15 protein-coding genes and 1 pseudogene are annotated in these 24,359 nt (G+C 59.0%); 4 read left to right on the top strand and 12 right to left on the bottom strand.

Going from position 1 to position 24,359, the window contains the following annotated elements; all coding sequences use genetic code 11:
• Nucleotides 1-4: 4 nt before the first annotated feature.
• From iolG to ETEE_RS22090, 4 genes are all read right to left on the bottom strand, one after another.
• Nucleotides 5-1,000 (bottom strand): inositol 2-dehydrogenase, encoded by a 996-nt coding sequence (gene iolG, locus ETEE_RS16675; RefSeq protein WP_034163493.1) that lies wholly within the window; start codon nucleotides 998-1,000, stop codon nucleotides 5-7.
• Nucleotides 1,001-1,276: 276 nt separating this feature from the next.
• Complete coding sequence (iolD, locus tag ETEE_RS16670) at nucleotides 1,277-3,202, bottom strand: 3D-(3,5/4)-trihydroxycyclohexane-1,2-dione acylhydrolase (decyclizing) (RefSeq protein ID WP_034163494.1); 1,926 nt, start codon at nucleotides 3,200-3,202, stop codon at nucleotides 1,277-1,279.
• Between the two features lie 11 nt (nucleotides 3,203-3,213).
• A complete protein-coding gene (locus ETEE_RS16665; protein WP_034163495.1) occupies nucleotides 3,214-4,719 on the bottom strand; it encodes a CoA-acylating methylmalonate-semialdehyde dehydrogenase in 1,506 nt (501 codons plus the stop codon).
• 172 nt (nucleotides 4,720-4,891) lie between these two features.
• On the bottom strand, nucleotides 4,892-5,158 hold the full coding sequence (locus tag ETEE_RS22090; protein WP_045428296.1) for a hypothetical protein: 267 nt from the start codon (nucleotides 5,156-5,158) through the stop codon (nucleotides 4,892-4,894).
• Here ETEE_RS22090 and ETEE_RS20480 point away from each other — a divergent pair.
• Entirely contained in the window at nucleotides 5,057-5,350 is a 294-nt protein-coding gene (locus tag ETEE_RS20480; RefSeq protein WP_225865199.1) for a YadA C-terminal domain-containing protein, read from the top strand. The genes ETEE_RS22090 and ETEE_RS20480 overlap by 102 nt on opposite strands.
• Here ETEE_RS20480 and ETEE_RS16655 read toward each other — a convergent pair.
• The 3 genes from ETEE_RS16655 to ETEE_RS21400 form a co-directional block, all read right to left on the bottom strand.
• Nucleotides 5,268-6,713, bottom strand: a complete 1,446-nt coding sequence (locus tag ETEE_RS16655; protein WP_158407654.1) for an HlyD family type I secretion periplasmic adaptor subunit — start codon at nucleotides 6,711-6,713, stop codon at nucleotides 5,268-5,270. The genes ETEE_RS20480 and ETEE_RS16655 overlap by 83 nt on opposite strands.
• A gap of 1 nt (nucleotide 6,714) precedes the next feature.
• Nucleotides 6,715-8,901 (bottom strand): peptidase domain-containing ABC transporter, encoded by a 2,187-nt coding sequence (locus tag ETEE_RS16650; RefSeq protein ID WP_225865183.1) that lies wholly within the window; start codon nucleotides 8,899-8,901, stop codon nucleotides 6,715-6,717.
• Between the two features lie 89 nt (nucleotides 8,902-8,990).
• Nucleotides 8,991-11,792, bottom strand: a complete 2,802-nt coding sequence (locus tag ETEE_RS21400; protein WP_158407653.1) for a glycosyl hydrolase family 18 protein — start codon at nucleotides 11,790-11,792, stop codon at nucleotides 8,991-8,993.
• Nucleotides 11,793-12,661: 869 nt separating this feature from the next.
• Here ETEE_RS21400 and ETEE_RS16640 point away from each other — a divergent pair.
• Nucleotides 12,662-13,507, top strand: coding sequence for a MurR/RpiR family transcriptional regulator (locus tag ETEE_RS16640; protein ID WP_034165868.1), 846 nt, complete (start codon nucleotides 12,662-12,664; stop codon nucleotides 13,505-13,507).
• Nucleotides 13,508-13,711: 204 nt separating this feature from the next.
• On the opposite strand, the gene ETEE_RS21560 is transcribed toward ETEE_RS16640, so the two are convergent.
• From ETEE_RS21560 to ETEE_RS16625, 4 genes are all read right to left on the bottom strand, one after another.
• Nucleotides 13,712-13,855 carry a hypothetical protein gene (locus ETEE_RS21560; protein WP_156119379.1) on the bottom strand — a complete coding sequence of 48 codons (144 nt, stop codon included), beginning with the start codon at nucleotides 13,853-13,855 and terminating at the stop codon, nucleotides 13,712-13,714.
• 24 nt (nucleotides 13,856-13,879) lie between these two features.
• Nucleotides 13,880-15,922: a carboxy terminal-processing peptidase gene (gene prc, locus ETEE_RS16635; RefSeq protein ID WP_034165867.1), complete on the bottom strand. Its 2,043-nt coding sequence runs from the start codon at nucleotides 15,920-15,922 to the stop codon at nucleotides 13,880-13,882.
• A 19-nt stretch (nucleotides 15,923-15,941) separates the two neighbouring features.
• Nucleotides 15,942-16,646: an RNA chaperone ProQ gene (gene proQ / locus ETEE_RS16630; protein WP_034165866.1), complete on the bottom strand. Its 705-nt coding sequence runs from the start codon at nucleotides 16,644-16,646 to the stop codon at nucleotides 15,942-15,944.
• Nucleotides 16,647-16,747: 101 nt separating this feature from the next.
• Nucleotides 16,748-17,239, bottom strand: a complete 492-nt coding sequence (locus ETEE_RS16625) for a GAF domain-containing protein (RefSeq protein WP_034165865.1) — start codon at nucleotides 17,237-17,239, stop codon at nucleotides 16,748-16,750.
• A gap of 298 nt (nucleotides 17,240-17,537) precedes the next feature.
• On the opposite strand from ETEE_RS16625, the gene yebS reads away from it, so the two are divergent.
• Both yebS and ETEE_RS16615 read left to right on the top strand, forming a co-directional pair.
• The gene (yebS, locus tag ETEE_RS16620; protein ID WP_045427641.1) at nucleotides 17,538-18,782 is read left to right on the top strand and encodes a membrane integrity lipid transport subunit YebS; all 1,245 of its coding nucleotides are present in this window, start codon (nucleotides 17,538-17,540) and stop codon (nucleotides 18,780-18,782) included.
• Entirely contained in the window at nucleotides 18,742-21,381 is a 2,640-nt protein-coding gene (locus tag ETEE_RS16615) for a PqiB family protein (protein WP_034165870.1), read from the top strand. The genes yebS and ETEE_RS16615 overlap by 41 nt, the downstream gene beginning before the upstream one ends.
• A gap of 19 nt (nucleotides 21,382-21,400) precedes the next feature.
• On the opposite strand, the pseudogene ETEE_RS22390 reads toward ETEE_RS16615, so the two are convergent.
• Nucleotides 21,401-24,319: pseudogene (locus ETEE_RS22390) on the bottom strand (molybdopterin dinucleotide binding domain-containing protein); the annotation flags it as partial.
• Nucleotides 24,320-24,359: the final 40 nt, after the last annotated feature.

Genomic DNA, 24,359 nt, shown 5'->3' with positions numbered 1-24,359 from the left:
GTTATCACGCTTCGTAGAGGGAGATCTCTCGCTGGCTGAGCAGTGACTCCAGTGCTTTATCTGCCAGATACAGCGCCTGTTCACCGTCATCGCCGCTGCATTCAGGCACCGCCTCGCCGTGCAGAACAGCGACAAAGTGCTCCCATTCCGCGGCATAGGCAGCTCGGTAACGCTGCAGGAAAAAGTGCTCGGGCAGCGCATGGGTAGCGCCGTTTGGACCATAGTGCTGCACCTGGTTTTCCAGAATATTACCCACGCAGAGCAGCCCTTCGGAGCCGTGCAGCTCAAGGCGCTGATCGTAGCCATAGGCCGAGCGGCGACTGTTAACGATGGTCGCCATCGCACCGGAGGCATACTTAAGCACGATAAAAGCGGTATCGATATCGCCCGCGGCGCCAATGGCCGGATCAACCAGATTGCTGCCCTGGGCGTACACCGATACCGGCTCTTCGCCCATGATAAAGCGTGCCATATCAAAATCGTGGATGGTCATGTCGCGGAACATACCACCGGACACCCGCACATATTCCGCCGGCGGCGGCGATGGGTCGCGGGAAATAATCACCAGCGACTCCGGCGTACCGATACGCCCGGCCAGCACATCGCTTTTCACGCGGCGGAACTGCGGATCGAAACGACGGTTAAAACCGATAAACAGAGGAACGTCGTACTTCCTGACCACCTTCAGACAGTCACGCACCCGCGCCAGATCCAGATGGACCGGCTTTTCGCAGAAGATGGCTTTGCCGTGGCGGGCGGCCAGCGCAATCAGATCCGCGTGGGTGTCGGTTGCAGAGGCGATCAGCACCGCGTGTACGTTGGGGTCGGTCATCGCCTCATCGAGGCTCTGCTGGCGGGCCTGATACTGCGTGGCCAGACGCGTGGCAAATTCATGGTTGGGATCGACGACGGACCATAGCGTCGTCTCTTGGTGGATGGCGATGTTAGCTGCGTGTACCTGACCTATACGGCCAGCGCCCAGTAAAGCGATGTTAAACATAGCGGCTCCTGGTGTGGGTGAATACGGTGAACTAACGCACCACAAATAAAACATTTATTTTATTTTAATAAAAAGTGAAAATTATGTTTTTGCGCTAAAGTTAACATTTTTTCAATGAACACGACAAATTATGCTATCAAAATCACAACATTTTGCATGCGTCAGTCGGTAAAAGAGAGGATGCGGCAGCAACTGCCGCCTGCACCTACTCCCTTTTGACGAGTGGGCGATGAGGAAAAGAGAAAATGGAATAAAAATTTCGCCACGCTGGCAAACTCAATACTGACGAGCGCTTTTCACCCGCGCCTGCGTCTGCTCCGCCGCGTCACGTACCGCGGGCGATGTTGCAACCTGTGCATCGCCGGTTCGCCACCAGGCGGCATAGTCGTGCGTCATGGTCTTCGGCAATACCTTGATATCGATAAGCGTCGGCCCAGGATGCTGCTGGGACTCCGTCAGCGCCGCCAGCAGACTTGACTCATCGTGTACCCGCCACGCACGGCAGCCGTAGCTTTCGGCGTTCTGCGCGAAATCCACCTTCACCAGCGGACCGTCCAACCGCCCGGTTTGTGGATTACGCCGACGGCTCTCTGTACCAAAGCTGCTTATGCCGTGCCCCATCTGCAGGTTGTTGATACAGCCAAACCCGGCGTTATCAAATAGCAGCACGGTAATCTTAATTCCCTCCTGCACTGCCGTTTGCAGCTCAGAGTGCAGCATCATGTACGAGCCGTCGCCCACCATGGCATAGACCGGCTGCTGCGGCATGGCGAGCTTAGCGCCAATGGCGGCGGCAATCTCATAGCCCATGCAGGAGTAGCCATACTCCAGATGGTAGCTGTCGGGCGTCTTCACCTGCCACAGCCGCTGCAGATCCCCCGGCAAAGAGCCCGCCGCACCGACTACGATGGCGTCCTCTTCAATATGCTGGTTGATAAGCCCCAGCACCCGCGTCTGGGTCAGACGGGTGTTGAGCGTCTCGCCATATTCACCCAGCTGCGCATCAAGATGCCCGGCGATTTCAGGCGTATCATCGGGCGACCATGTCCGCGCCCACAGGCGGCGGCATTCGCTGCGCCAGGCCGCCATCGCCCGGCAAACCGCATCGCCCCACTGACTTCGGTAATCGGTAAGCGTTGCCGTCAGCGCCGAAAGCCCTGTACGGGCATCGGCCACCAGCGCCGTGGCGTCGAGCTTGAGTGCGTCGAACTCCGCGACGTTGATCAGCAGGAAGTCGACGTCAGGATGGGAAAACAGCGCCTTCGAACCGGTGGTGAAATCGGTCAGGCGTGTACCGACGCCGATCACCAGATCCGACTGCGACGCCAGCTGATTCGCCGCCAGCCCGCCGGTAACGCCAATACCACCGAGGTTCAGGGGATGATCACTTGCCAGTGCGCCTTTTCCAGCCTGCGTTTCGGCAAACGGCAGCTGCAGCGTCTCGACAAACTCGCGAAACGTATCGTGAGCGCCCGAGTAGCGAACCCCGCCACCGCACACCACCAGCGGCCTGCGCTTGCGGGCAATCAGTGCCTGCGCTATCGCCAGACGCTGAATGTCCGGCGGGCGACGTTCAATGTAATGCATGCGGCGGGCGAAGAAGCTTTGTGGGTAATCCCAGGCTTCGCCCTGTACGTCCTGCGGCAGACAAATCGTCACCGCGCCAGTGGCCGCCGGGTCGGTGAGCGTACGCATGGCATTCAGCATCGCGCTCATCAGTTGCTCCGGGCGGTTGATCCGATCCCAGTAGCGGGAGACCGGACGAAAGCAGTCGTTAGTGCTGATGCTCAGATCGTGGAACTGCTCGATTTGCTGTAGCACCGGGTCCGGCTGGCGGCTGGCGTAAATATCCCCCGGCAGCAGCAGCAGCGGAATGCGGTTCGCCGTGGCGGTGGCCGCCGCCGTCACCATGTTGGCCGCTCCCGGGCCGATCGACGTGGTAACAGCAAAAATACGCAGGCGGCGGTGCTGCTTTGCGAACCCGGTCGCCATGTGTGCCATTCCCTGCTCGTTGCAGCCCTGCATGACCTTCAAGTGACCCACTTCCTGCTCCAGCGCCTGCCCGATACCGAGCACGTTACCGTGGCCGAAAATTGTCGCAATGCCTTCCACAAAGGGCGTCTCCAGCCCATCGACACAGACATATTGCTGATTCAGAAATTTGATCAGCGCCTGCGCCATGGTCATACGTTCGGTTTTCATGCCCCCTCCTGTCAGCCCAGCGTCGGCATGGAAAACGCGGCGCCGGTATCCTGTTGCATCTCAGGCCAGCGGGCGGTAACGGTCTTCATCCGGGTATAGAAGCGTACACCGTCATTACCGTGAACGTTGAGCGGGCCAAAAATAGAGCGCTTCCAGCCGCCGAAGCTGTGAAACGCCATGGGAACCGGGATCGGAACGTTGACGCCAACCATCCCCGCCTGAACCTCATCGCAGAAGCGGCGCGCGCAGCCGCCGTCACGGGTGAAGATAGCCGCACCGTTACCGTATTCATGACGGTTAATCAGTTCCACCGCGCTGCCGTAATCGGCAACGCGCACCACGCAAAGCACCGGGCCAAAAATCTCTTCCCGGTAGATGTCCATGTCGGCGGTCACATTATCGAATAGCGTAGGGCCGACGAAATACCCCTGCTCATACCCTTGAGTGTGAAAGCGGCGGCCATCGGCGCGCAGCGTCGCACCCTGCACTACGCCGCTGTCGATATAGCCCAGCACCTTGCTGCGATGGGCGGCGGAGATCAGCGGCCCCATCTCATTTTCCGGCGTTTGGTCGAGCCCCGGGCCGATCCGCAGCGCGGCAATCTGGCTCGCCAGCCGCGCGCATAACTCATCGGCCACTCTATCTCCCACCGCCAGCACCACGGAGAGCGCCATGCAGCGTTCACCCGCCGCACCGTACGCGGCGCCCATGATCGCGCTGGCCGCCATCTCCATATCCGCATCCGGCATCAGGATGCAGTGGTTTTTGGCCCCGCCCAGCGCCTGACAGCGTTTGCCGTGCGCAGATGCGGTCTGATAAATATATTCAGCCACCGGCGTCGAGCCGACAAAGCTCACGGCCTGAATGCGCGGATCCGCCAGCAGGAGATCAACGGACGCCTTATCGCCCTGCACGACGTTGAACGCACCGTCCGGCAACCCGGCCTCCTGCAGCAGTTTCGCCAGCGCTAGCGCCAGCGAAGGGGCTTTTTCTGACGGTTTAAGCACAAAGGTGTTGCCGGTCGCCAGCGCAATGGGGAACATCCACATCGGCACCATTGCCGGGAAGTTAAACGGCGTGATCCCAGCGCAAACGCCCAGCGGCTGCATCAGCGAGTGGCTGTCGACGCCGGTGCCCACGTTGGCAGAGTGTTCCCCTTTTTGCAGGTGCGCTATCCCACAGGCGAACTCGACCACTTCAAGACCGCGAGTCAGCTCCCCCACCGCATCTGAGTACACCTTGCCATGCTCTTCGCTGATCAGCCGGGCCAGCGTATCCATGCGCTGCTCAAGCAGCGCTTTAAAGCGAAACATCACCCGCGCGCGCTTTAGCGGCGACTGGCGAGCCCAGGCAGGGAATGCCCGTGCGGCGGCGGCAATGGCCTGTTCTGTTTCCTGCGCCGTACTCATCGCCACTTGGCGGATCTGTTCCCCTGTGGCCGGGTTAAAGATCGCCTGCACGCGCTGGCCTGAACCAGTGACGCTCTCGCCATGAATAAAATTCGCTACCGTCTCCATCCTGCACCTCTCACTATTGATATGTGGCTGTGACCCGGACACCGTACATGAAATAAACATTTCATTTTAGCGGAAAACAAAACAAAAATTGATTGTTGTGATCAAGGATGTGTTTTTATGTTAACGACATGAATCACGCTGACCAGCCGCGTTATTGGGGACAGTTTGGATATCAAAAGTTATTGTACGCGGAGGCTGTTTTTTGACCTTTCGGCTTTAGCTGATCTCGGGCGCCGAAACTTACCGGAGGCCGGTACCCCATCATCTGGGTGCCATACAGCACCAGATAGACAATAACCGCCATAAGATGCGACAGATTGCCGCCAAGGATGCTGGACTGGCCGGGCTGTTTCAGCCCGACACTGTCGGCGGATTTAATGCCAGCGCCGCACGGGGATGCTATAAGGATCAACACGCTGTCTCCGTCGGGATGGGGCATCGCTTTCCCCATCGGCTGACGGCCAAAGCCGACGCTGCCTTTAATGATAACGCGCTGGAGTACAGTGTGGGGATCAACTACGAATTCAACGGAGCCCCGCCCCCGGCCATCAGCGCTCCCGCAATGAACTGGAAGTCAGGTCATAAATCGGCGATACCAGATAATCAATCAGACGCCGGCGATCCGTTTTAATCTCGACGCTCACCCCCATTCCAGACACCAGACTGATCTGTTGGTTATCGACCAGAATATGATCCTGCTCCAGCGCAACCGTCAGGGGAAACACCAATCCCTGAGTACTTTGCCCGCCACCCGTTTTGGTGTTACTGCCAAGACGGGTGGGATCCATTTGCACCTGCTGTGCATCTGCTGCCGGGATGGCATCTTGGGAAATATGCTGTACCACGCCATTCAATGTGCCATAGCGGGTGTAGGGAAACGCATTGATTTTTACATCGACATGCTGTCCCGGCCGAATAAAGCCAATATCCTGATTGGGGACATAGGCAATGATTTCCAGTCGGCTGTTGTCCGGCACAACACGCATGAGCTCTTCACCCGGTGTCACCACCTGCCCCTGTGACACCAGGCTGGATGCCACAATCGTTCCGTTGATCGGGCTTTTGAATGTCATCAGCGCCAGCTGCGCCTCCCGCTGGTTCAGCTGCTCCCGCAGACTGTTGCTTTGCTGCTCAAGCTGCCCAATGTTTTTCAGGTTTTCAGAGATAAAATCATGGCGAATTTTCAGCAATGCGATATGCAGAACGTCCCGGGCGGCCTGAATATCGTGCAACTGAGCCAGCGTAGACTGCAATGTACTTTTGGCCTCTTTGACATCCGTCAATATCTGTAACCAGTCATCCTTGGCGACCACCTGTTTTTCCACCAGGGTCCGCCGGATCTGCAGGCGCTCATTAAGTGTCTCAATCAGGCTTTTTTGGCTCGCAATGGTTGCCTTCATGCCCTGTTCACGGGTTTTATTTTGCGCCAACTGCGCACGTATATTCTGTAAGTCCGTATTTAACTGCGTCAGCTCTCCATGCATGGTACTGGTTTCACGGAGTTTAATTTCCTCCGGCAGGGCCGGCTGTGCCGGCCATTCGACGGTAAAATCCGTTAGCGCCCGAGCCTCCACCGACAAATCCCGGGCTAGCCTGTCCTGGGTTTTTCTGCGCCATAACTCTGCATAAAAGGAGGAAAAATTATAGAGGGTATCGTTGTATTTCGCCTGGCTATCGGCGGCCTCCAACAGGGCTACCGTCTCTCCCTCACTGACGCGATCCCCATTTTTCAGCAGGATCTGGGAAACCTTTCCGGTCACCTCCGATTCAATCACCTTAACGTATCCCTGCGGCTGAACTTTCCCCGGCGCCGTGGCTATGACATCGATGCGACCAAAGAACGACCAGACAAACGCCAGAACCGTAAATAGACACAGCGTATATAACAACTGGACCCTGATCGGTGAGGGCGGAGATTCTATCACCTCAATAACTGAAGGCAAAAAGGCCATGTCATCCGTAAAATTCTTATTTCTCCAGTTTAATAATTTCACGTTACGCTTCCCCGACAATGGACGCATCATCAACGCCATACTGGCTGTTTTGCAATGACCATAAGTGGAAATAAATACCTTTGGCGGTCATTAATGCAGCATGAGGCCCCTGTTCGACAATTCTTCCCCGCGCCATGCTAATAATCCTGTCACATTGACGCACCGTCGATAAGCGGTGTGCAATAATAATGACCGTACGCCCCTCCACAATATATTTCATGTTTTCTCTGATGATATTTTCACTTTCATAATCAAGGGCACTGGTTGCCTCATCAAAAATAAGCACGGATGGATTGGTGGCCAGGGCCCGGGCAATCGCAACACGCTGGCGCTGCCCCCCCGAAAGATTTCCGCCCCGCTCCTCAATGATCGAATCATAGCCCTGGGGCAGCGTAGAGATAAACTCATCGGCTCCAGCCAATTTTGCAACCCGGATAACATCCGCCCGTGACATTCCCGGATTGGCAAAGGCAATGTTCTCATGGATTGTGCGATTAAACAGAACATTTTCCTGTAGCACCACCCCAATATTACGGCGCAGCCAGGAAGGATCGACATTATTCATTTCAATCCCATCAATGAATATCTTCCCCTCCACCGGCATATACAACCGCTGGATCAGCTTGGTCAGCGTTGATTTCCCCGAGCCGGATGCACCGACAATACCAACCACTTCTCCGGCCTTGATCTCCAGATCGATATCCCGAATGACATAATGATCACTTTTCCGATAGGAAAAACAGACACTCTCCATCCGGATATGACCCTGTAAGGGAGGAAGTTTACCCTGTTGCGTTTGAATAAACTCCGGTTGGTTATTAATGATATCGCCAAGCCGCTCAACAGAAACCTGCGTCTGCTGAAAATCCTGCCAGAGTTGCGATATTCTCAGAATCGGCTGCACAACCTGCCCGGAGATCATATTGAATGCGATCAACTCCCCTACCGTTAACTCTCCACCAATGACAGCGGCGGCCCCAAATGCCAAAATAAATATTGAAAATATTTTATTGATAAGCAAGATTGAATTCTGCCCGATGGAGGTAAGCTGGGAGGCCTCAAACGAGGTGTGAACATAGTGTGCCAGGCGCTCCTCCCACTGTTTGCGGAACATCGGCTCCACCGCCGAGGCCTTGATTGTCTGAGCCCCGACCACAGCCTCGACCAAAAACTTCTGGCTTGCCGCATTGGCATAGAACTTATCGTCAATCCGTTTTTTGATCGACGGGCGCAAAATCGCAGAGATGAGGACATACACCGGAATACTGACCACGGTGATCATCGCCAGCGTCCAGGAGTAAAAAAATAAAACACCAATAAAAATAAAGATGAAAAATAAATCGATAACAGAAAAGAGCGCCTGTCCGGTAAAAAAATTACGGATATTCTCCAGCTCACGGATACGCGCAACGGTGCTCCCGGCACTGCGTGACTCCAGATAGCTCATCGGCAGGGAAAACAGGTGATGAAAGAGTCGGCGCCCCAACTCCACGTCAATCCTGTTAGCCGTATGGGCTAATACATATGTCCGCAAATAGCGTAATATGACATCAAACACCCCCACGACCAGCATCCCAATTGCGATGACAACCAGCGTTTCATAACTTTTATGCACCAAAACCTTATCGATAATAATCTGGAAAAAAAGCGGGCCGAGCAGGGCAAACATCTGAATAAAGAAGGATGCGACAATAACGTGCGTCAGCGGATTTTTATAGCGCTTAATAGTCGGCAAAAACCAGCGGATAGAAAAGCCGCGGGGATCGCGGCCTGCTCCCATCATGTGTCGCTGAACCAGCACCACATGTTCCCCCAACTGGGCCAGCACAGAATCTTCATGCTCGTCAAAAACTTTACGTCGGACCGGATCAAAAAGCCTGAAAACCCCATTTTCATTTCTGTCTGTAAGAATATACCAACATCTATTTTTAAGCTGAATTAATGATGGCAGCGGGATTTTTCTGATCCTTTTGAGCGTCACCCCCGTTATCACCCGGGCTTTCATTTTTATCATTACTGCCGCCCGGACAATATCGCCGGGCACGACTCCCTGCGCTTCCAGCCCCAGTTCCCTTATCAGAAATACCGGATCGGAGGCAATATTATAAAACTGTGACACTGTACATAGAGCAACCATTTCCTCACCAGGAACATATTCCCTGGAATTATCATTTATTTTTTCTCTCATTATTAATTCTTAATCGAAATTATGTGTAACGCCGCCGAAGCGGCGTTAGTGAAAAAAAGGCGGAAATAACTCCTGCCTAAAGATAATGATTAACCTGCAAATGCCTTGGCAAAATCATGATCACTCTGCTCCAGTCCGCGGGCCAAACTAGTTGCCCATGACTGATCGGATGCAGTGCCGTTATCCTGCCCGATGGACCGCCCGATATCTGCATTGGAGTCGGCGTAGTCCGCCAGCTCCGCCGCATCGGCCAGCGTGAAGATTTCATTGCTGTCATCATTCACACCGATCATCGGCGTAGTGCCGCTGCCGTCCATACCGATATCATGCATCTGAGACAGCGTAGAGTTAGCTGCAGAAATAGCCGTATCCTCCATATCCGGACTATTGTTATGCAGGCTGTCATAGGCGCCGCCGTAATCCATAGCCATTATGTTGACAATATCAATACGGGCATGGCTATCAACGGCGCTCTGCAGCAGATTCCCCCCATCCAGATTCAGCCCCGCCGGCAACACCGGCAGCGTATAGGAGACATCCAGCATCGGGTTATTACTCTCCAGAATGGTCATCTCCTGCATCACGGTATAATTGCTGGGCGCCGTGCCCGGGGCTGCCGCATCCACCGCCGGCTCTACCGGAGCCACCAGAGCGCTCTCCAGGGCCGTCACGCTGCTGTCCGGACTTACCGCTCCCTGATCTGGGGTGCTGACGGGCACCATGGCATCCGCCCCGCTGCCGCCGAGGAGTCTGGCAAAATCATAGCTGCCCTGCTGCAGGCCGCTGGCCGAACTGCTGGCCCATTGCTGACCAGCGCCGCTACCGTTATCCCGCCCGATGGACCACATGGACAGGCGACCGACATCCGGATTACCTTCGGCATAGGCCACCAGCTCGGTGGCGTCCTCCAGATTGAAGATCTCCACATTGACATCGTTGACACCGATCATCGGCGTGATGCCGACCTTGCTGTCCACCAGACCCACACTGCGCATCTGTGACAGGGTGGCATTGGCCGCAGAAATGGCCGCATCCCCCATATCCGGGCGGTTGTTATGCAGGCGGTCGTAGGCGCCGCCGTAATCCATGGCCATTACGTTGACAATATCAATACGGGCATGGTTATCAACGGCGCTCTGCAGCAGATTCATCCCATCCAGAGTCAGCCCATCCGGCAACACCGGCAGCGTATAGGAGACTTCCAGATTCGGGTTGTTGGCCCCCAGAATGGCAATCGCCTGATTGCGCATATCGACGGATTTTTTGTCATTCAGGGCTGCCCCCTCGATGTCAAAATCGATGGAGTCCACCTGATACTTATCGATGGCACTCTGATAAAGCGCTGCCAGCTCTTCGGCGCTGGAAGCCCCTATCGCAGCCTCAGTGCCGTTGGCGCCACCGAAGGAGAGGGTCACCCGGCCACCGGCCTTTCTGAAGGCGGCAATGCCACCGGCAAAGTCGGTCTCGGTTGCCACCGGCACCACCCCGCCCCATGACAGACCACCCACGCCATCAGACACCATAAAGGCCAGGGTAAATTCGCTGGCACCGGACTGCTGGCTGATGGCGAGCAGATCCGGGGTCGGCCAGGCCGTCATGTCCACGTAAGGGGTAAACTCATAAGAACTGCCATCACGGGGCATCACGGTATAATCGCTGGGCACCGTTGAGGCCGGGCTGCCTGACGAGCTCCCCGCCGGGGCGGACGATACCGGGATGATCTCCCCGTTGCCACCGGCGTTGAAGATGGCCGCAGACCATGCGCTGATCGCCGAGCTGTCCAGGGCAGAAATGTCTGACATGTCCATGTCGGCCAGGGAGACGCCATCCAGAATATAGGATTGCTGATTACCATCAATGGCAATGACAACAGAGCCGTTCTCCTCGCTGATGGAAAACTCGCCGCCCTGCATCCAGCCAAAATCCAGACGATCCGTTGCCGGGTTAAACTGAAGGTGCGTGGTGGAGCCCCAATTGTAGGCAATCTGGATTACCGTGCTTTTGCCGCTGACCGCCGGGGCAGGATCACTGCTCCCTACGCTCTCAGGCTGCGGAGCCGGTACGGCCTCTGGCACGGTGACCGGTGCCGGGACACTATCTGCAGCCGGAACAGCAGCGATATCTGCCACGGGAGGCGCGACCACCGGAGCAACCGGTGCGGCGGGTTCGCTGCTGCCACCGGCGTTGAAGATGGCCGCAGACCATGCGCTGATCGCCGAGCTGTCCAGGGCAGAAATGTCTGACATGTCCATGTCGGCCAAGGAGACGCCATCCAGAATATAGGATTGCTGATTGCCATTGATGGCAATGACAACAGAGCCGTTCTCCTCGCTGATGGAGAACTCGCTGCCCTGCATCCAGCCAAAATCCAGGCGATCCGTTGCCGGATTAAACTGAAGGTGCGTGGTGGCGCCCCAATTGTAGGCGATCTGGGTGACCGTGCTTTCACCGCTGACCGCCGGGGCAGGACCACCGCTCTCTGCGCTCTCAGGCTGCGGAGCCGGTACTGCCTCTGGCTCGGTGATCGGTGCCGGGACACTATCTGCAGCCGGAGCCGCCGGAACAACAGCGACGTCTGACACGGGAGGCGCGACCACCGGGGCAACAGATGCGGCGGGTTCGCTGCTGCCACCGGCGTTGGTAATGGCCTCCGACCACACCGCCACAGCAGAGTCGTCCAGCGCAGAGATCCCGGAGATCTGCATATCCGCCAGCGATACGCCGTCCAATATATAGTATTGCTCGTTGCCACTAATCGAAATGACCACCGAGCCATCAGATTCACTGATAGAGAACTCACTGCTCTGCATCCAGCCGAAATCCAGCCGATCGGTTGCAGGATCAAACTGGATATGCGTTGTGACTCCCCAGTTATAATTTATTTTTTGCACTGACATAACGTCCTCAACTATATAAGATATCGTATTGTATTTTTCACACCTTTCATTTGGCATCGCTATGCAATAAACGCCACATAAATAATTTAATTAATAATTCAAATACAAACACCGTATAGCATATGTAAATTATTTGAATGATGGCTTTAATTACACGCTATGACATTATTAGCAAACAGAAAAAAGAAACCTAATCTAATAAATGAAGCAAAAAATTTCAAAGATAAAGAGTGCATGATTAAATCAAGTCAGATCATCACGTTACGTGGTGTTTTCTCTAACGTCATAATTTTATCCCCTTTGAAAACATAGATACCTCCATTTTAAATGGAATACAGCAAAAATATTAATGCCCGTGTGGATACAAACCAGATAATCTGGCAACTTTAATGCAAACAGCCAAAACAATGCCCTGCCAAGGTGCAATATCATTACAATGAGCAAAGAGGAATAAGAGCCTAATGGGATAGGTTCTAAAACTGTCATTCAATATTAATATATATAACGCCCACTGCCGTCATGCCCGGGAACAGGCTCACCGGCGCACAATACAGGCAGGGGAAATTCACAACTGAAAGGAAAAACGACGATCACCGCCTCCTACCGACATGGAGAGTCCCCCTGGTTTGGCGGCGTATGGGCCCGCAATGGCAGGAAAAGCCATACTGACCTGCTCCCCGCTGATTAACACACCGCAATGTGAGTAATGTCGTCATCAGTAACATGAGCGCATCCCCATGAAGAGGCGATTTTGGGCGAATCACGACTGAAGTCACTGTTTCATTTTGATCTGTTCTGGATGAGCAATATTTAAAAAATACGCTGTAGCGTTTAGAATCAGAGAACTACGCTATGGGGGTAAAATGACGACAGCATCCAGCCTGAATGAGCTACAGCAACAGATCCGCGACCGCTACGATAGCCTAAGTAAAAGACTGCAGCAGGTATCCCACTATGTGCTGGACAATACCAACAGCGTGGCCTTCGATACGGTTGCCGTCATCGCTGAACGCGCCGGGGTGCCGCCGTCAACGCTTATCCGCTTCGCCAATGCCTTTGATTTCACAGGATTCAATGAAATGAAACAGCTGTTTCGAATGAACCTGATGGAGGAGACCGCCAGCTACAGCGACCGCGCGCGGATGTTCCGTGAAATGGAGAGCGAGGCCGTACCGGAAACGCCGCTGGATATCCTGCAGGAGTTTGCCCGCTCCAACGCCCAGGCGCTGCAGCATTTAGCCGCCCGCGCCGAGCCGGAGATGCTACAGCGAGCAGTGGCGCTGCTGGCAGAGGCCGACACCATCTACATCGTCGGATTACGCCGTTCATTCAGCGTTGCCGCCTATTTAACCTACGCGCTGAGCCACCTCGACTGTCGTCCGATCCTGCTCGACGGCATGGGCGGGATGCTGCGCGAGCAGATCAATCGCATCAAGTCACGCGATATTGTGGTATCCATTAGCTTCTCCCCCTATGCAGAAGAAACCGTGTTAGTCAGCGAGACCGCCGCCAGCGTGGGCGCTCAACAGATAGTCATTACGGACAGCCAGATTAGTCCGCTCGCAACCTTTAGCGATCTCTGTTTTGTGGTGAAAGAGGCGCAGGTGGATGCGTTTCGCTCCCAATCCGCCACGCTGTGCCTGGTGCAGTCGCTGATAGTGGCCCTGGCGTATCAGCTGGGAGGCTCGCAAAACCGGCGCTCTGTATAAAGCCGGACATTTGCATGCGCTACGCTCGCAGAGTCGACATGTCCTTATAAACGTATCATGACGTGATGAGGCTTATTCTGCACATTTTGGAAGCGACATCCTAAGGGATTGTTATCGGCAATACCGTGTTTATTTCGCGAACGATATCAAGAAATCTGGCCGTGAAAAATCAGCGGCGCTGAATTCCATATGATGATATATCGATCAGAAAAAAGCTGTCTTACGCAGAACTACGCCCTCAAAGAAATAGCTTTCAATATATTGCCGCCAGCCTTCCGTTGATTTGGCGAAAGCGACGGTCGATCGCAAGACAAAAAAAGGCGCGACCTGCGGCGCGCCTTTTTCCATCAGACCTTTCAGCCCGGCTTACCCCTACTCCTGAGCCTGCTGTGCGCTTTTCTGCTCCAGCAGGGCCAGGTCTTCGGCGATTTTCACCGTCTCATTCAGGTAGGGATCCGGTTCCTGATAATCCTTAGGAATATCATCCAGCGAGGCGATCGGCTTCTTGCCCTCCAGCTTCAGCCGGGCGTTGATCCGCTGCAGGCGAATAGCGTCGTCGTCCTTGTTCTCCTTTTCACGCTGTGCGTAGTTCAGAGAGACAATGTTACGACGCGCCTTCAGCGCCTTGTAGTGCGCGATATCCTGTTCGATGTACTGGAACTCGGGATCTTTAGCGATACGCGCATCGTGCAGCACAATCAGCTGCGGATCAAAGCGCTGTACATCGCCGGCCTTATTATAGGCGGCGGCGTTGATGCTATCCCACGGCAACGCGTTATCCTCAAAGCTCTCGCCGGTGTCCGCCGGATCGACGCCGGTCGGCATCACGATGTCCGGCGTCACCCCTTTCCGCTGGGTGCTGCCACCGTTGATGCGGTAAAACTTCTGGATGGTGTACTGCACTGACCCCAGATCCGGCCACTCTGGACGCAGCATCTGATCGTAAATGCGGTTCACTGACCGGTACTGCTGTACCGTCCCTTTTCCGAAGGTGGGCTCACCCACGATCAGGGCGCGATCGTAGTCCTGCATTGCGGCGGCGAAAATCTCGGAGGCCGAGGCGCTGAAGCGATCGACCAGCACCACCAGCGGCCCTTTGTAGTAGACGACGCCGTCGGTATCGTCGTCCTCACGCACCTTGCCGACGTTATCGCGCACCTGCACCACCGGCCCGCTGGGGATAAACAGACCCGACAGAGACACGGCCTCCGTCAGGGCGCCGCCCCCGTTGCCGCGCAGATCGATAACGATGGCGCTCACGTGCTGTTTCTCCAGCTTCTGCAGCTGAACCTTGACGTCCTCCGTCAGGCCGACGTAGAAGCCGGGAATATCCAGCACGCCGATTTTATGACCGTCCACCGTTTTGACACTCATCTTCACGGCGCGATCTTCCAGGCGGATGCGTTCGCGGGTCAGGGTGACGATACGGGTTTTGGTGCCTTTCCCCGCCGGCAGGATCTCCAGGCGCACCTTGCTGCCCTTCGGCCCTTTGATCAGGGCGACCACGTCATCCAGACGCCAGCCGATCACATCGACCATCGGTTTGCCCGGCTGGGCGACCGCCACGATGCGATCGCCCACCTTCAGCACCTTGCTCTTGGCCGCCGGACCGCCGGCCACCAGAGAGTTAATCTGGGTATAGTCATCCTCTGTCTGCTGCAGCACCGCGCCGATGCCCTCCAGCGACAGACTCATGTCCGTATTGAACTGCTCGGTATTGCGCGGCGACAGATAGCTGGTATGGGGATCGATCTCACGGGCAAACGCATTCATAAACAGCTGGAAGACATCCTCGCTGTTGCCCTGGGTCAGTCGCTTAATGGCGAACTGATAGCGTTTGGTCAGGATCTTCTGGATCTCCGGCCAGTCCTTACCGGCCAGCTTCAGGTTCAGCGCGTCATACTTCACCTTGGCGTACCAGAGCTTGTCCAGCTCGGCGACGCTGGTCGGCCACGGCGCCTTGCTGCGATCGACGTCGATGGTGTCGCTGCCGTCAAAGTTCATCGGCTTTTTCAGCAGCGTCAGGGCATACTCATAACGCTCCAGGCGGCGCTGCTGAGACAGGTTGAACAGCGCATAGGCCGTATCCAGCTGACCGCTGCGCAGCTCATCGCCCAGCTTGCTTTCGCGATCGCGGAAGCGGGCGATATCCGATGCCAGAAACACGTTGTGGTTATAGTCCAGCATGTTCAGGTAGCGGTTGAAGATTTTCTTCGAGAAGTCTGCGTTGAGGTCAAACTGGCGGTAATGGGAGCGGGTGAAACGTGCGGTAACACGTTCACTGACCGTTGCATGCTGAGGTTCCTGATGCAACTGGGGCAGCTGAACGGCGCCGCTGACGGCGTCATCCGCTGCAAAAACGGTACCTGCAAACAGCGACAGGGCGATTGCCGATACCCGGAAAAAATTGTTCATGCCTGGGTTGGCCTCCGTATCAGAACTGCAAGTGTTCTGTGCGTACAATCATTGCCAGACCGTTAGACAGCTGGACACGTACACCGTCTTTGGTGATCTCGAGTACGGATGCCTCCATGGCATGCTTACCGGCGCTGACCTTCACGGTTTGCCCCAGATGCAGCTGTTCCAGCGAGGTCACCGGGGTGCTGCGCTGTTCCGTGGTCTCGCTCTTGGCGCGCGGTTTGCGCTCCTGCGTAGCCTTGGCGGCACGCGGTTTACGCACTTCTTTACTGCCCTGCTCAGCGTCACGGCGCACGGTGGGCTTTTTACCCGCCGGACGCGGACGGCGCGGCTCGCGCTTTTCGCCGTTTTCGGCGGCTTCGCGCCTGCGGGCGTCACGCTGTGCCTGGACCCGGGCCTTGGCCTCTTCCAGCTGCTGACGGGCATGCTCTACGTGCTGCTCGTCCAGCACGCCGCAGGCGTTGCCATCCAGATCGACACGCTCTGCACCCAGTTTTACCCCGTGCAGGTAGCGCCAGCTGGATGTGTAAAGGCGGAGTGCTGAACGTAGCTGAGTCTTGCTCAGGCCGTTTTCTTCCCCCTGCATCCGCGCAACCAGATCCTGAAAGATGCCGATCTTTAACGGGCGGGCTTCACCCTCGGTGCTGAAGCACTGAGGGAAACGTTGGGCCAAAAAGGCGATGACTTCTTTACTACTGTTCAACTTTGGTTGATTTTCCATGAAATTTCCTGATTACAACGGGTTTGCCAACCAGCGATGGCATGAACAGGCGACATTATAATGAGGCTACCGCCAAATGCCATGCCATCAGCACCACAACCTTAAGCAAAAGTCACAAATTTTGCCCAGTCGCAGTGCTCCAAGTGCTGGCAGAGCGCGTCCACTACGCTTTTCAGGCCTTTTTCATCGTCCTCGTCGAAGCGCTCAAACTGTGTGCTATCGATATCCAGCACCCCGATCGTCCGTCCTCCGACCACCAGCGGCAGCACGATCTCCGCATTGCTCTCGGCGTCACAGGCGATGTGGCCATCGAAACGGTGCACATCCCCAACGCGCTGTATCTGCCCCGTGGCGCACGCCGTACCGCAGACCCCTTTTCCCACGGGAATGCGTACGCAGGCCAGCTTGCCCTGGAACGGCCCCAGCACCAGCGTCTGCCCATCCAGAAAATAAAAACCGGCCCAGTTCACCGCAGGCAGGCGCTCATACAGCAAGGCGCTCACGTTAGACAGCGTGGCAACCGCGTTGAACTCACCGCTGCAAAGCGCGCTCAGATCGCGAGCCATATCAGTATAAAACGTATCTTTACTCATGATTCTCTCAATGACGATAGGATCCCATTAGCCTGCGCGGGCATGCCTCCCATAAAATAAGCATTAAATGCGACAACACACAAGCAAAAAGCCGAATAGCGTCGTCTTATGCGCTAACACCATGTATATTTACGCTCGGGACATGTCCCGTAACGGGCCGTGAGCGTCGTCACCGCGCACCGTTACGGGACACGCCCTAGCCCGCGCTACTGTTGTACACAGCTTCTCAGCCAACCATGGGACGATAGATGCGCTATCCGCTTACCCGGCAACGCCACCCATTTCCGGTATTAATGGCATGACTCGCCGAGCCGGCGTCCTGACGCATCGCCTGCGCTGCCCGGAGTGCGATGCGCTGTGTCGCCTCCCGGCGATCGGTGCGCACCAGTCCGCCTTCTGTCCGCGCTGCGACGCCCGCCTGTATGATGGCCGGGACTGGCCGCTGCCCCGCCTTGCAGCGCTGGCACTCACCCTGCTGGTGCTCTTGCCGCTGGCCCTGTTTCAGCCGCTGCTACAGATCCATCTGCTGGGCGTCACGGTGCAGGCCAGCGTCTGGCAGGGCATCGGACAGATGGCCATGCAGGGCGAGATCCTCACCGCCGGCATGGTCGCCTTCTGCGCCATCGTGGCGCCGCTGCTGCTGCCCGCGCTGCTGCTGGCGCTGTATCTCGGCCAGCGGCTGCGCCTGAACCTGCGTCCGCTGCTGCTGCTGCTCTCCCTGCTGCGCCCGTGGATCATGTTGGATATCTATCTGATCGCGCTGGCCGTCGCCGCCATTAAGGTCCGCGAATATGCCGCCGTCGATCCCGGCCCCGCGCTGTTGGCCTATATCGTCGCCACCCTGCTGACCCTGCTGCTGCTGATCCATCTGAACATCGAACAGCTGTGGCGACGCCTGTACCCGCAGCCGCCCCAAAGCGCGCCGGACAGCGCGCTGCTGCTGTGCCACGCCTGTCGCCATACGGCTCCGCCGGATGCCCACGGACACTGCCGGCGCTGCCGCCTACCGCTGCACCGCCGTCAGCCCCACAGCCTGCAAAAAACCTGGGCCACCCTGATCGCCGCCGTGATCATCCTGCTGCCGGCCAACCTGCTGCCCATCTCGATCCTATACGTCAACGGCGTGCGCATCGAGGACACCCTGCTCTCGGGAACCCTCGCCCTGGCCAAGGGGGGGAATCTGCCGATCGCCGCTATCGTCTTTATCGCCAGTATCCTGGTGCCCTTTATCAAGGTGGCGGTCATGCTGTTCCTGCTGCTGGGCATACACCTGCGCCGCGGGGGCAGCCTGGTGCGGCGCATGCGCATGCTGCGGCTGATCACCTGGATCGGCCGCTGGTCGATGCTGGATCTATTTGTCATTGCGCTGATGATGTCGCTGATCGATCGCGACCAGCTGTTCTCGTTTACCATGGGCGCGGCGGCCTTTTATTTCGGCGCCGCGGTATTTCTGACGCTGCTGGCCGTGGAATGGCTGGACAGTCGACTGATATGGGATGCACATGCCACAACCGACGCCAACGACACAGAATACGCCCAATAACGCGATCGTCAGGCACAAACGCCGCCTGTCGCCCTTCTGGCTGCTGCCGCTGGTCGCGCTGCTGACCGCAGGCTGGATGGGCTATACCACCCTGCAAGAGCGCGGTGAAACGGTGCTGATCACCTTTCAATCCGCGCCCGGTCTGGTGGCCGGACGCACGCCGGTGCGCTTTCAAGGGGTCGAGGTGGGCACGGTCAGCAAGGTCAGCGTCACCCCGGATCTGAAGCGCATCGAGGTCTCCGTAAACATCCAGCGCAGCATGAGCAATGCCCTGCGCCAGGGGACCCAGTTCTGGCTGGTCACGCCCAAGGCCTCTCTGGCGGGGGTCTCCGGGCTGGACGCGCTGGTCGGCGGCAACTACATCGCCATGCAGCCGGGCGACGGCGCGCCGCGCCAGCGCTTTATCGCCCGCGATGAGCAGCCCAGCCTCCATCCGGGGACCGATGAGCTGCTGCTGCACCTCCGCGCGCCGGACTTAGGCGCGCTCAGCAACGGCTCGCCGGTCTATTACCGCAAGATACCGGTCGGCAGCGTCTATAATTATGCCCTCGACGACGCGCGGCAGGGGGTGCGTATCGATGTGCTGATCGAGCGGCGCTTTGCCCCGCTGGTCAAGGAGGAAAGCCGCTTTTGGAATGTCTCAGGGATCCGCGGCGACGTCAGCCTGTCCGGCATATCGCTGCAGGTAGAGGGTCTCGCCGCGCTGGTCAACGGCGCCATCGCATTCGATTCCCCGCCGGCATCCTCCCCGGTACGCCCCGGCGCCAGCTTTCCCCTCTACTCTAACCTGGCCAGCAGTCAGCGCGGCGTCAGCGTCACGCTGGCGCTGCCCGGCGGCGAGGGACTGCAGGCCAACCGTACGCCGCTGCTGTACCAGGGCGTACAGGTCGGCATGCTCACCGAGCTGGATCTCAACGCCGATGGGCGAGTCAGCGGCACCCTGGCCGTCGATCCCAGCGTCAGCGACCTGCTGCGCAGCCAGAGCCGCATCAGCCTCAGCGCGCCCGGCCTCACGCTCAGCCGGCTTAATCTAAGCCAGCTGTTCAACGGCAGCGTCCTCGAGCTTCACCCCGGCGACGGCGAGCCGCTGCGCCACTTTACCGTCCTCCCCGCCGCCGACGCGCTGCTGCAGGAACCGGGCGCGCTGCGCCTGACCCTGAACGCCCCCCAGAGCTACGGTATCGACGTCGGCCAGCCGCTGCGCCTCAAGGGGATCCGCGTTGGGCAGGTCACCGGGCGCGAACTGCGCGACGACGGCGTACAGTTTGAGGCCGTCATCGCCCCGCCGTACCGACACGCTATCCATGCCGACAGCCGCTTTGTGGTCAACAGCCGCCTCGGCCTGCAGCTGGGCGTCGATGGCCTGGCGGTGACCGGCGCCGCCCCGCAGGAGTGGCTCGAGGGGGGGATCGCGATCCTGCCCGGCCAGCGCGGTAAGGCGCTGAGCCACTATCCGCTGTTCCGCGACGCCGCCGCCGCCCGCGATGATATCCGCGGCGAGCAGCCTCCGACGACCTTGACTCTGCACGCCGCCGCCCTGCCGGATATCCAGCCCGGGTCGCCGGTGCTATATCGCAAATTCCGCATCGGCGAAATCGCCGCCATCGCCCCGCGGCGCGACGGTTTCGATATCGCCCTGTATATCCAGCCCGCCTATCGCCACCTGGTGGGAGGACAAAGCGTATTCTGGGCCGAGGGCGGCGCGCGGGTGCAGCTCAACGGCGGCGGTCTGACGGTCGAGGCCGCCCCCCTTGAACGCGCCCTGAAAGGCGCCATCAGCCTCGATAACCTCAGCGGCGTAACGCCCCCCGCGGGCGACCGGCGCCCCCTCTACCCGAATGAAACCGCCGCCCGCGCCGTCGGCGGCCAGATCGTTCTCTCAACCTATGACGGCACCCGCCTCTCGCCGGGCATGCCGATCCGCTACCTGGGGCTCGACATCGGTCAGCTGGCCTCGCTCAGCCTCAGCGCCGATCGCCGACAGGTATTGGCACAGGCGGTGCTCTACCCGGAGTATGTCGATGCCTTCGCCCGTGCGGGAACCCGCTTTTCGCTGGTGACACCGCATATTTCAGCCGCCGGCGTGAGCAACCTAGAGGCGCTGCTGCAGCCGTTCATCAACCTGGAGCCAGGCAGCGGCAACGCGGCCCGACGCTTTGAACTGCAGGATGCGACGCTGAGCGATGCGCGCTATCTGGACGGGATCAGCATCGCGGTCGATACCCCGGACGCCGGTTCACTGCAGATCGGCACGCCGGTGCTGTACCGCGGCATGGAGGTGGGAACCGTCACCGGCCTGACCCTGGGCAACTTGGGCGATCGGGTGCAGGTGGCGCTGCGCATTGGCCGCGCCTATCAGCGGCTGGTGCGCACCAATAGCGTCTTCTGGCAGGCCTCTGGCTATAATCTGGCGTTCGGCCTGACCGGCGGCGTGGTCAAGACTGGAACGTTCCAGCAGTTCATCCGCGGCGGCATCGCCTTCGCCACGCCGCCCTCAACGCCGCTGGCGCCGGCCGCGCCGGCGGGAACCCACTTTTTACTGCACGAGAATCCCCCCGATGATTGGCAGCGCTGGGGAACCGCCATTCCCCTGCGCTGAGGCGGCCGACCGCCTTAGCCCGCCGGATGCGGGCGGGCAGCCCCTGGCGGGCGGCCGAACCGACCACCCAGTCCAGCAGCAGTCCCGGGCTCTGGCGGGTCGGGTCAACCAGCCCCAGTTGGTTCAGGCTGACGCCCGCCAGCGTCACCGACGGCGCGGGCTGCGCCCGTCCGTCGATGATATGCGACCGGACGCCCAGCTCCCAGTGACCATAGCCGTGCTCCCAGTGACCATAGCCGTGCTCAACGGCGATGACGCCGGGCATCACGCTGTCCAAGATCATCGCCTGCGCCCGCAGTGTGCCGCCCGGCGTCGTCACCTCGACGGCGTCGCCGTTGCCGATCCCCATCCGCTCGGCGTCCGCCGGATGCAGGTAGATCGGGTTATCGCGCTTCACGGCGCACAGACGCGGCGACAGCGCAGACACGGCGCTGTGGATATTGGACTTGTAGCTGGTCAGCTCGAAGGGCCACGCCTCCAGCGGCCAGCGCTCGCGCAGCGGCGTACCGTCCGCTAGACGCGGCGCCATCCAGGTTGGGCAGCCGCAGTAGCGCTCGCCGGTCATGCTGTTGCGCGCCGCCGCCACCTGCGCATTCCACACGGCGAACGGACGGCGGTAGCGGTGAGCCATCATCTCCCCCTGATAACGGTGCGCGGCGTCCTCAAAACGACCGCCGCGCGCCAGTACGCTGGCCACCGCGCCCACCTCGGCCGCCGGCAGCGTCGTCTGCAGCCGCGGCAGCAGACGATCGACCCCGCTCAGCGCCACGTCCTGCGCCGTCGCGGGCGCCACCGGCGTCTCCAGCTGCGCCAGGTTGGCCGCGGCGCGCAGGTAGTACTGCTCTCCGCTGTCGATCGCCAGCCACTCCCCCTGCGCATTCTGCTGCGCCCGGGCGCCAAAGCCGGGCAGCGCCAGCCGCTTGGCCAGATCGATCAGGAAATTCTCCAGGCTGATCGGACGGCCGTCCGCCGTCCGCGCGCTCAGCGGCGTCACCGCCGGCCAGCGCACCGTCGCCGCCCGCGTCGGCACTCCTTGCCAGACCCCGGCGATCCCCCAGCTCTCATAGGTGACCGTATCCGGCACCAGATAGTCGGCCAGCGCCGAGGTCTCGTTGATAAAGGCATCGACCGCCACGATCAGCGGCAGCTGTGCCGGGGAGCGCAGGCACGCCTCCAGCAGGGCACGCAGCCCCGGCACCCCGTACAGCGGGTTCGCCATGTGGCTAATCCACGCCTTCAGCCGGTAGGGATAGGGCGAGACACCCGCGGCGACCTTCTCACGGTACTCGCTACTCTGCTCATAGTGCGCCTTGCTGCGCGACAGCATCAGGCCGCGGGGCTTGACCTTGCCCGGAAAGCGCTCGAAGTCATAGCACGGCCCGCGGCCAAAGACGGGATAGGCCGGCGGCTTGGCCATCATTCCTCTCTTCAGATTAATATTCCCGATCAGCACATTCAGCATCAGGATGGCATAGGCGGTATAGAAACCGTTGGCATGCATGGTTCCGCCGTGGGTATCCACCGCCGCGCGGGTGCCGTGGGCGGTAAACTCCCGCGCCAGCGCAACGATATCCGCCTCGGGCACCCCGCAGATTTCGCTGTACTGCGCCAGGGTCAGCTTTTGCGCCTCATCGCGCAGGCAGCTCAACGCGCTTTTTACCCGCAGAGGGCCCTGTGCGCCGCGGCCAGCACCAGCGCCGGAGGATCCTGCGCCTCCACGAGGCCCCCCAGCAGATCCGAGCGGCGCAAAAACTGCCCCTCGCGCGGATGCCCAGGCTGACAAATCACCAGATGCGTCGCATTGCACCAGTGGGCCTGGCCGGCCTGCATCATGGCCGCCTCGCCCGGCTGGCTGAGGTAAGCGGCGTTATAGCGCTGCTGCGCCAGGACCCAGCGGATCACGGATCGGCAGCCAGCGGTTATTCTCCCCGGCCGCCAGGCTGGTGCTCACCGGCTGCGAGGGTGCCACCACCACGTAGCTGAACCCCGTCTGGGTTCGCGCGGCGGCCAACTGGCGTGCCTGGCGCTTAAAGGGGTTTCCCGACTGCGCCGGTGAGGTGCCGATATACAGCACAAACTCCACCGCCTCCAGATCCGGCTTCATGTGCGCGTTCTTGTCCAAGTCGTGCATCAACGCGCCGGAGCCGGCGCGAAACGAATAGTCGCAGTACGAACCGTGATGGCCAAAGTTGCGGGTGCCAAAGCTGTTCAAGGCGAAGCGTTTAATGATGTGGTCGCGCCCCTCATCGCTGGCGTTGGTCACCAGCAGCTGGTTGGCCCGCGGCCCGAACTCCGGGTGCGCCGCATCCAGCGGCGTGGTCAGGTTTCGCAGCGAACGCAGCCCCTCCACCGCCCCTTCGCCGAACAGATCGCCGCCGTCGCAGATCTCCTGCAGCAGCTGCTCATAGCTGATGGTTTACCAGCGTCCCTCGCCGCGTTTCCCCACCCGCTTCATCGGCTGCGTGATGCGGTAAGGACTCTCGCGGATCTCCAACATGGCGTTACCGCGCGCGCAGGCGGTCGAACGGCCCGCCAGTCCCGCCTCGCCCGCCAGGGAGCGCCAGGCCTGCGCCAGCGGCGTGACATAGGGGATCTGCTGCTGCTGGGAAAGCGGATGGTAGGGATTCCCACCGATGCGCAGGATCCGCTTGCTGTTATTATCGATACCCAGGCGCACCCCACACAGGGTCCAGCAGCCAAAGCACATCCCATTGGCCAGACGCTGCTGCGGATTGACCGTCAGTCGCCCTACGCCGTCGATACGCAGCTCCGGCTGCAGCGCGTTGCCAAACTGGGCGCTGCGCGTCGGCTCACCGGCGCTGCCCTGCGTCACCCCGCGCGCCGCATGGCGTACCGTCGAGGCATAGCCGGCGGCGAACACGGCGCCGCCGCCCGCGGCCAGCCCCAGCTTCAGTAAATGACGTCTGCGTTTATCCATTTTGTTGCTCCACCGCGTCAGCGCGCACCTCAATCAGTTC

It is taken from the genome of Edwardsiella anguillarum ET080813 (assembly GCF_000264765.2).
Lineage (GTDB): Bacteria > Pseudomonadota > Gammaproteobacteria > Enterobacterales > Enterobacteriaceae > Edwardsiella > Edwardsiella anguillarum.
Note: the sequence above shows the minus strand (reverse complement) of the source record. Positions and strands in the feature narration are given on the sequence as shown.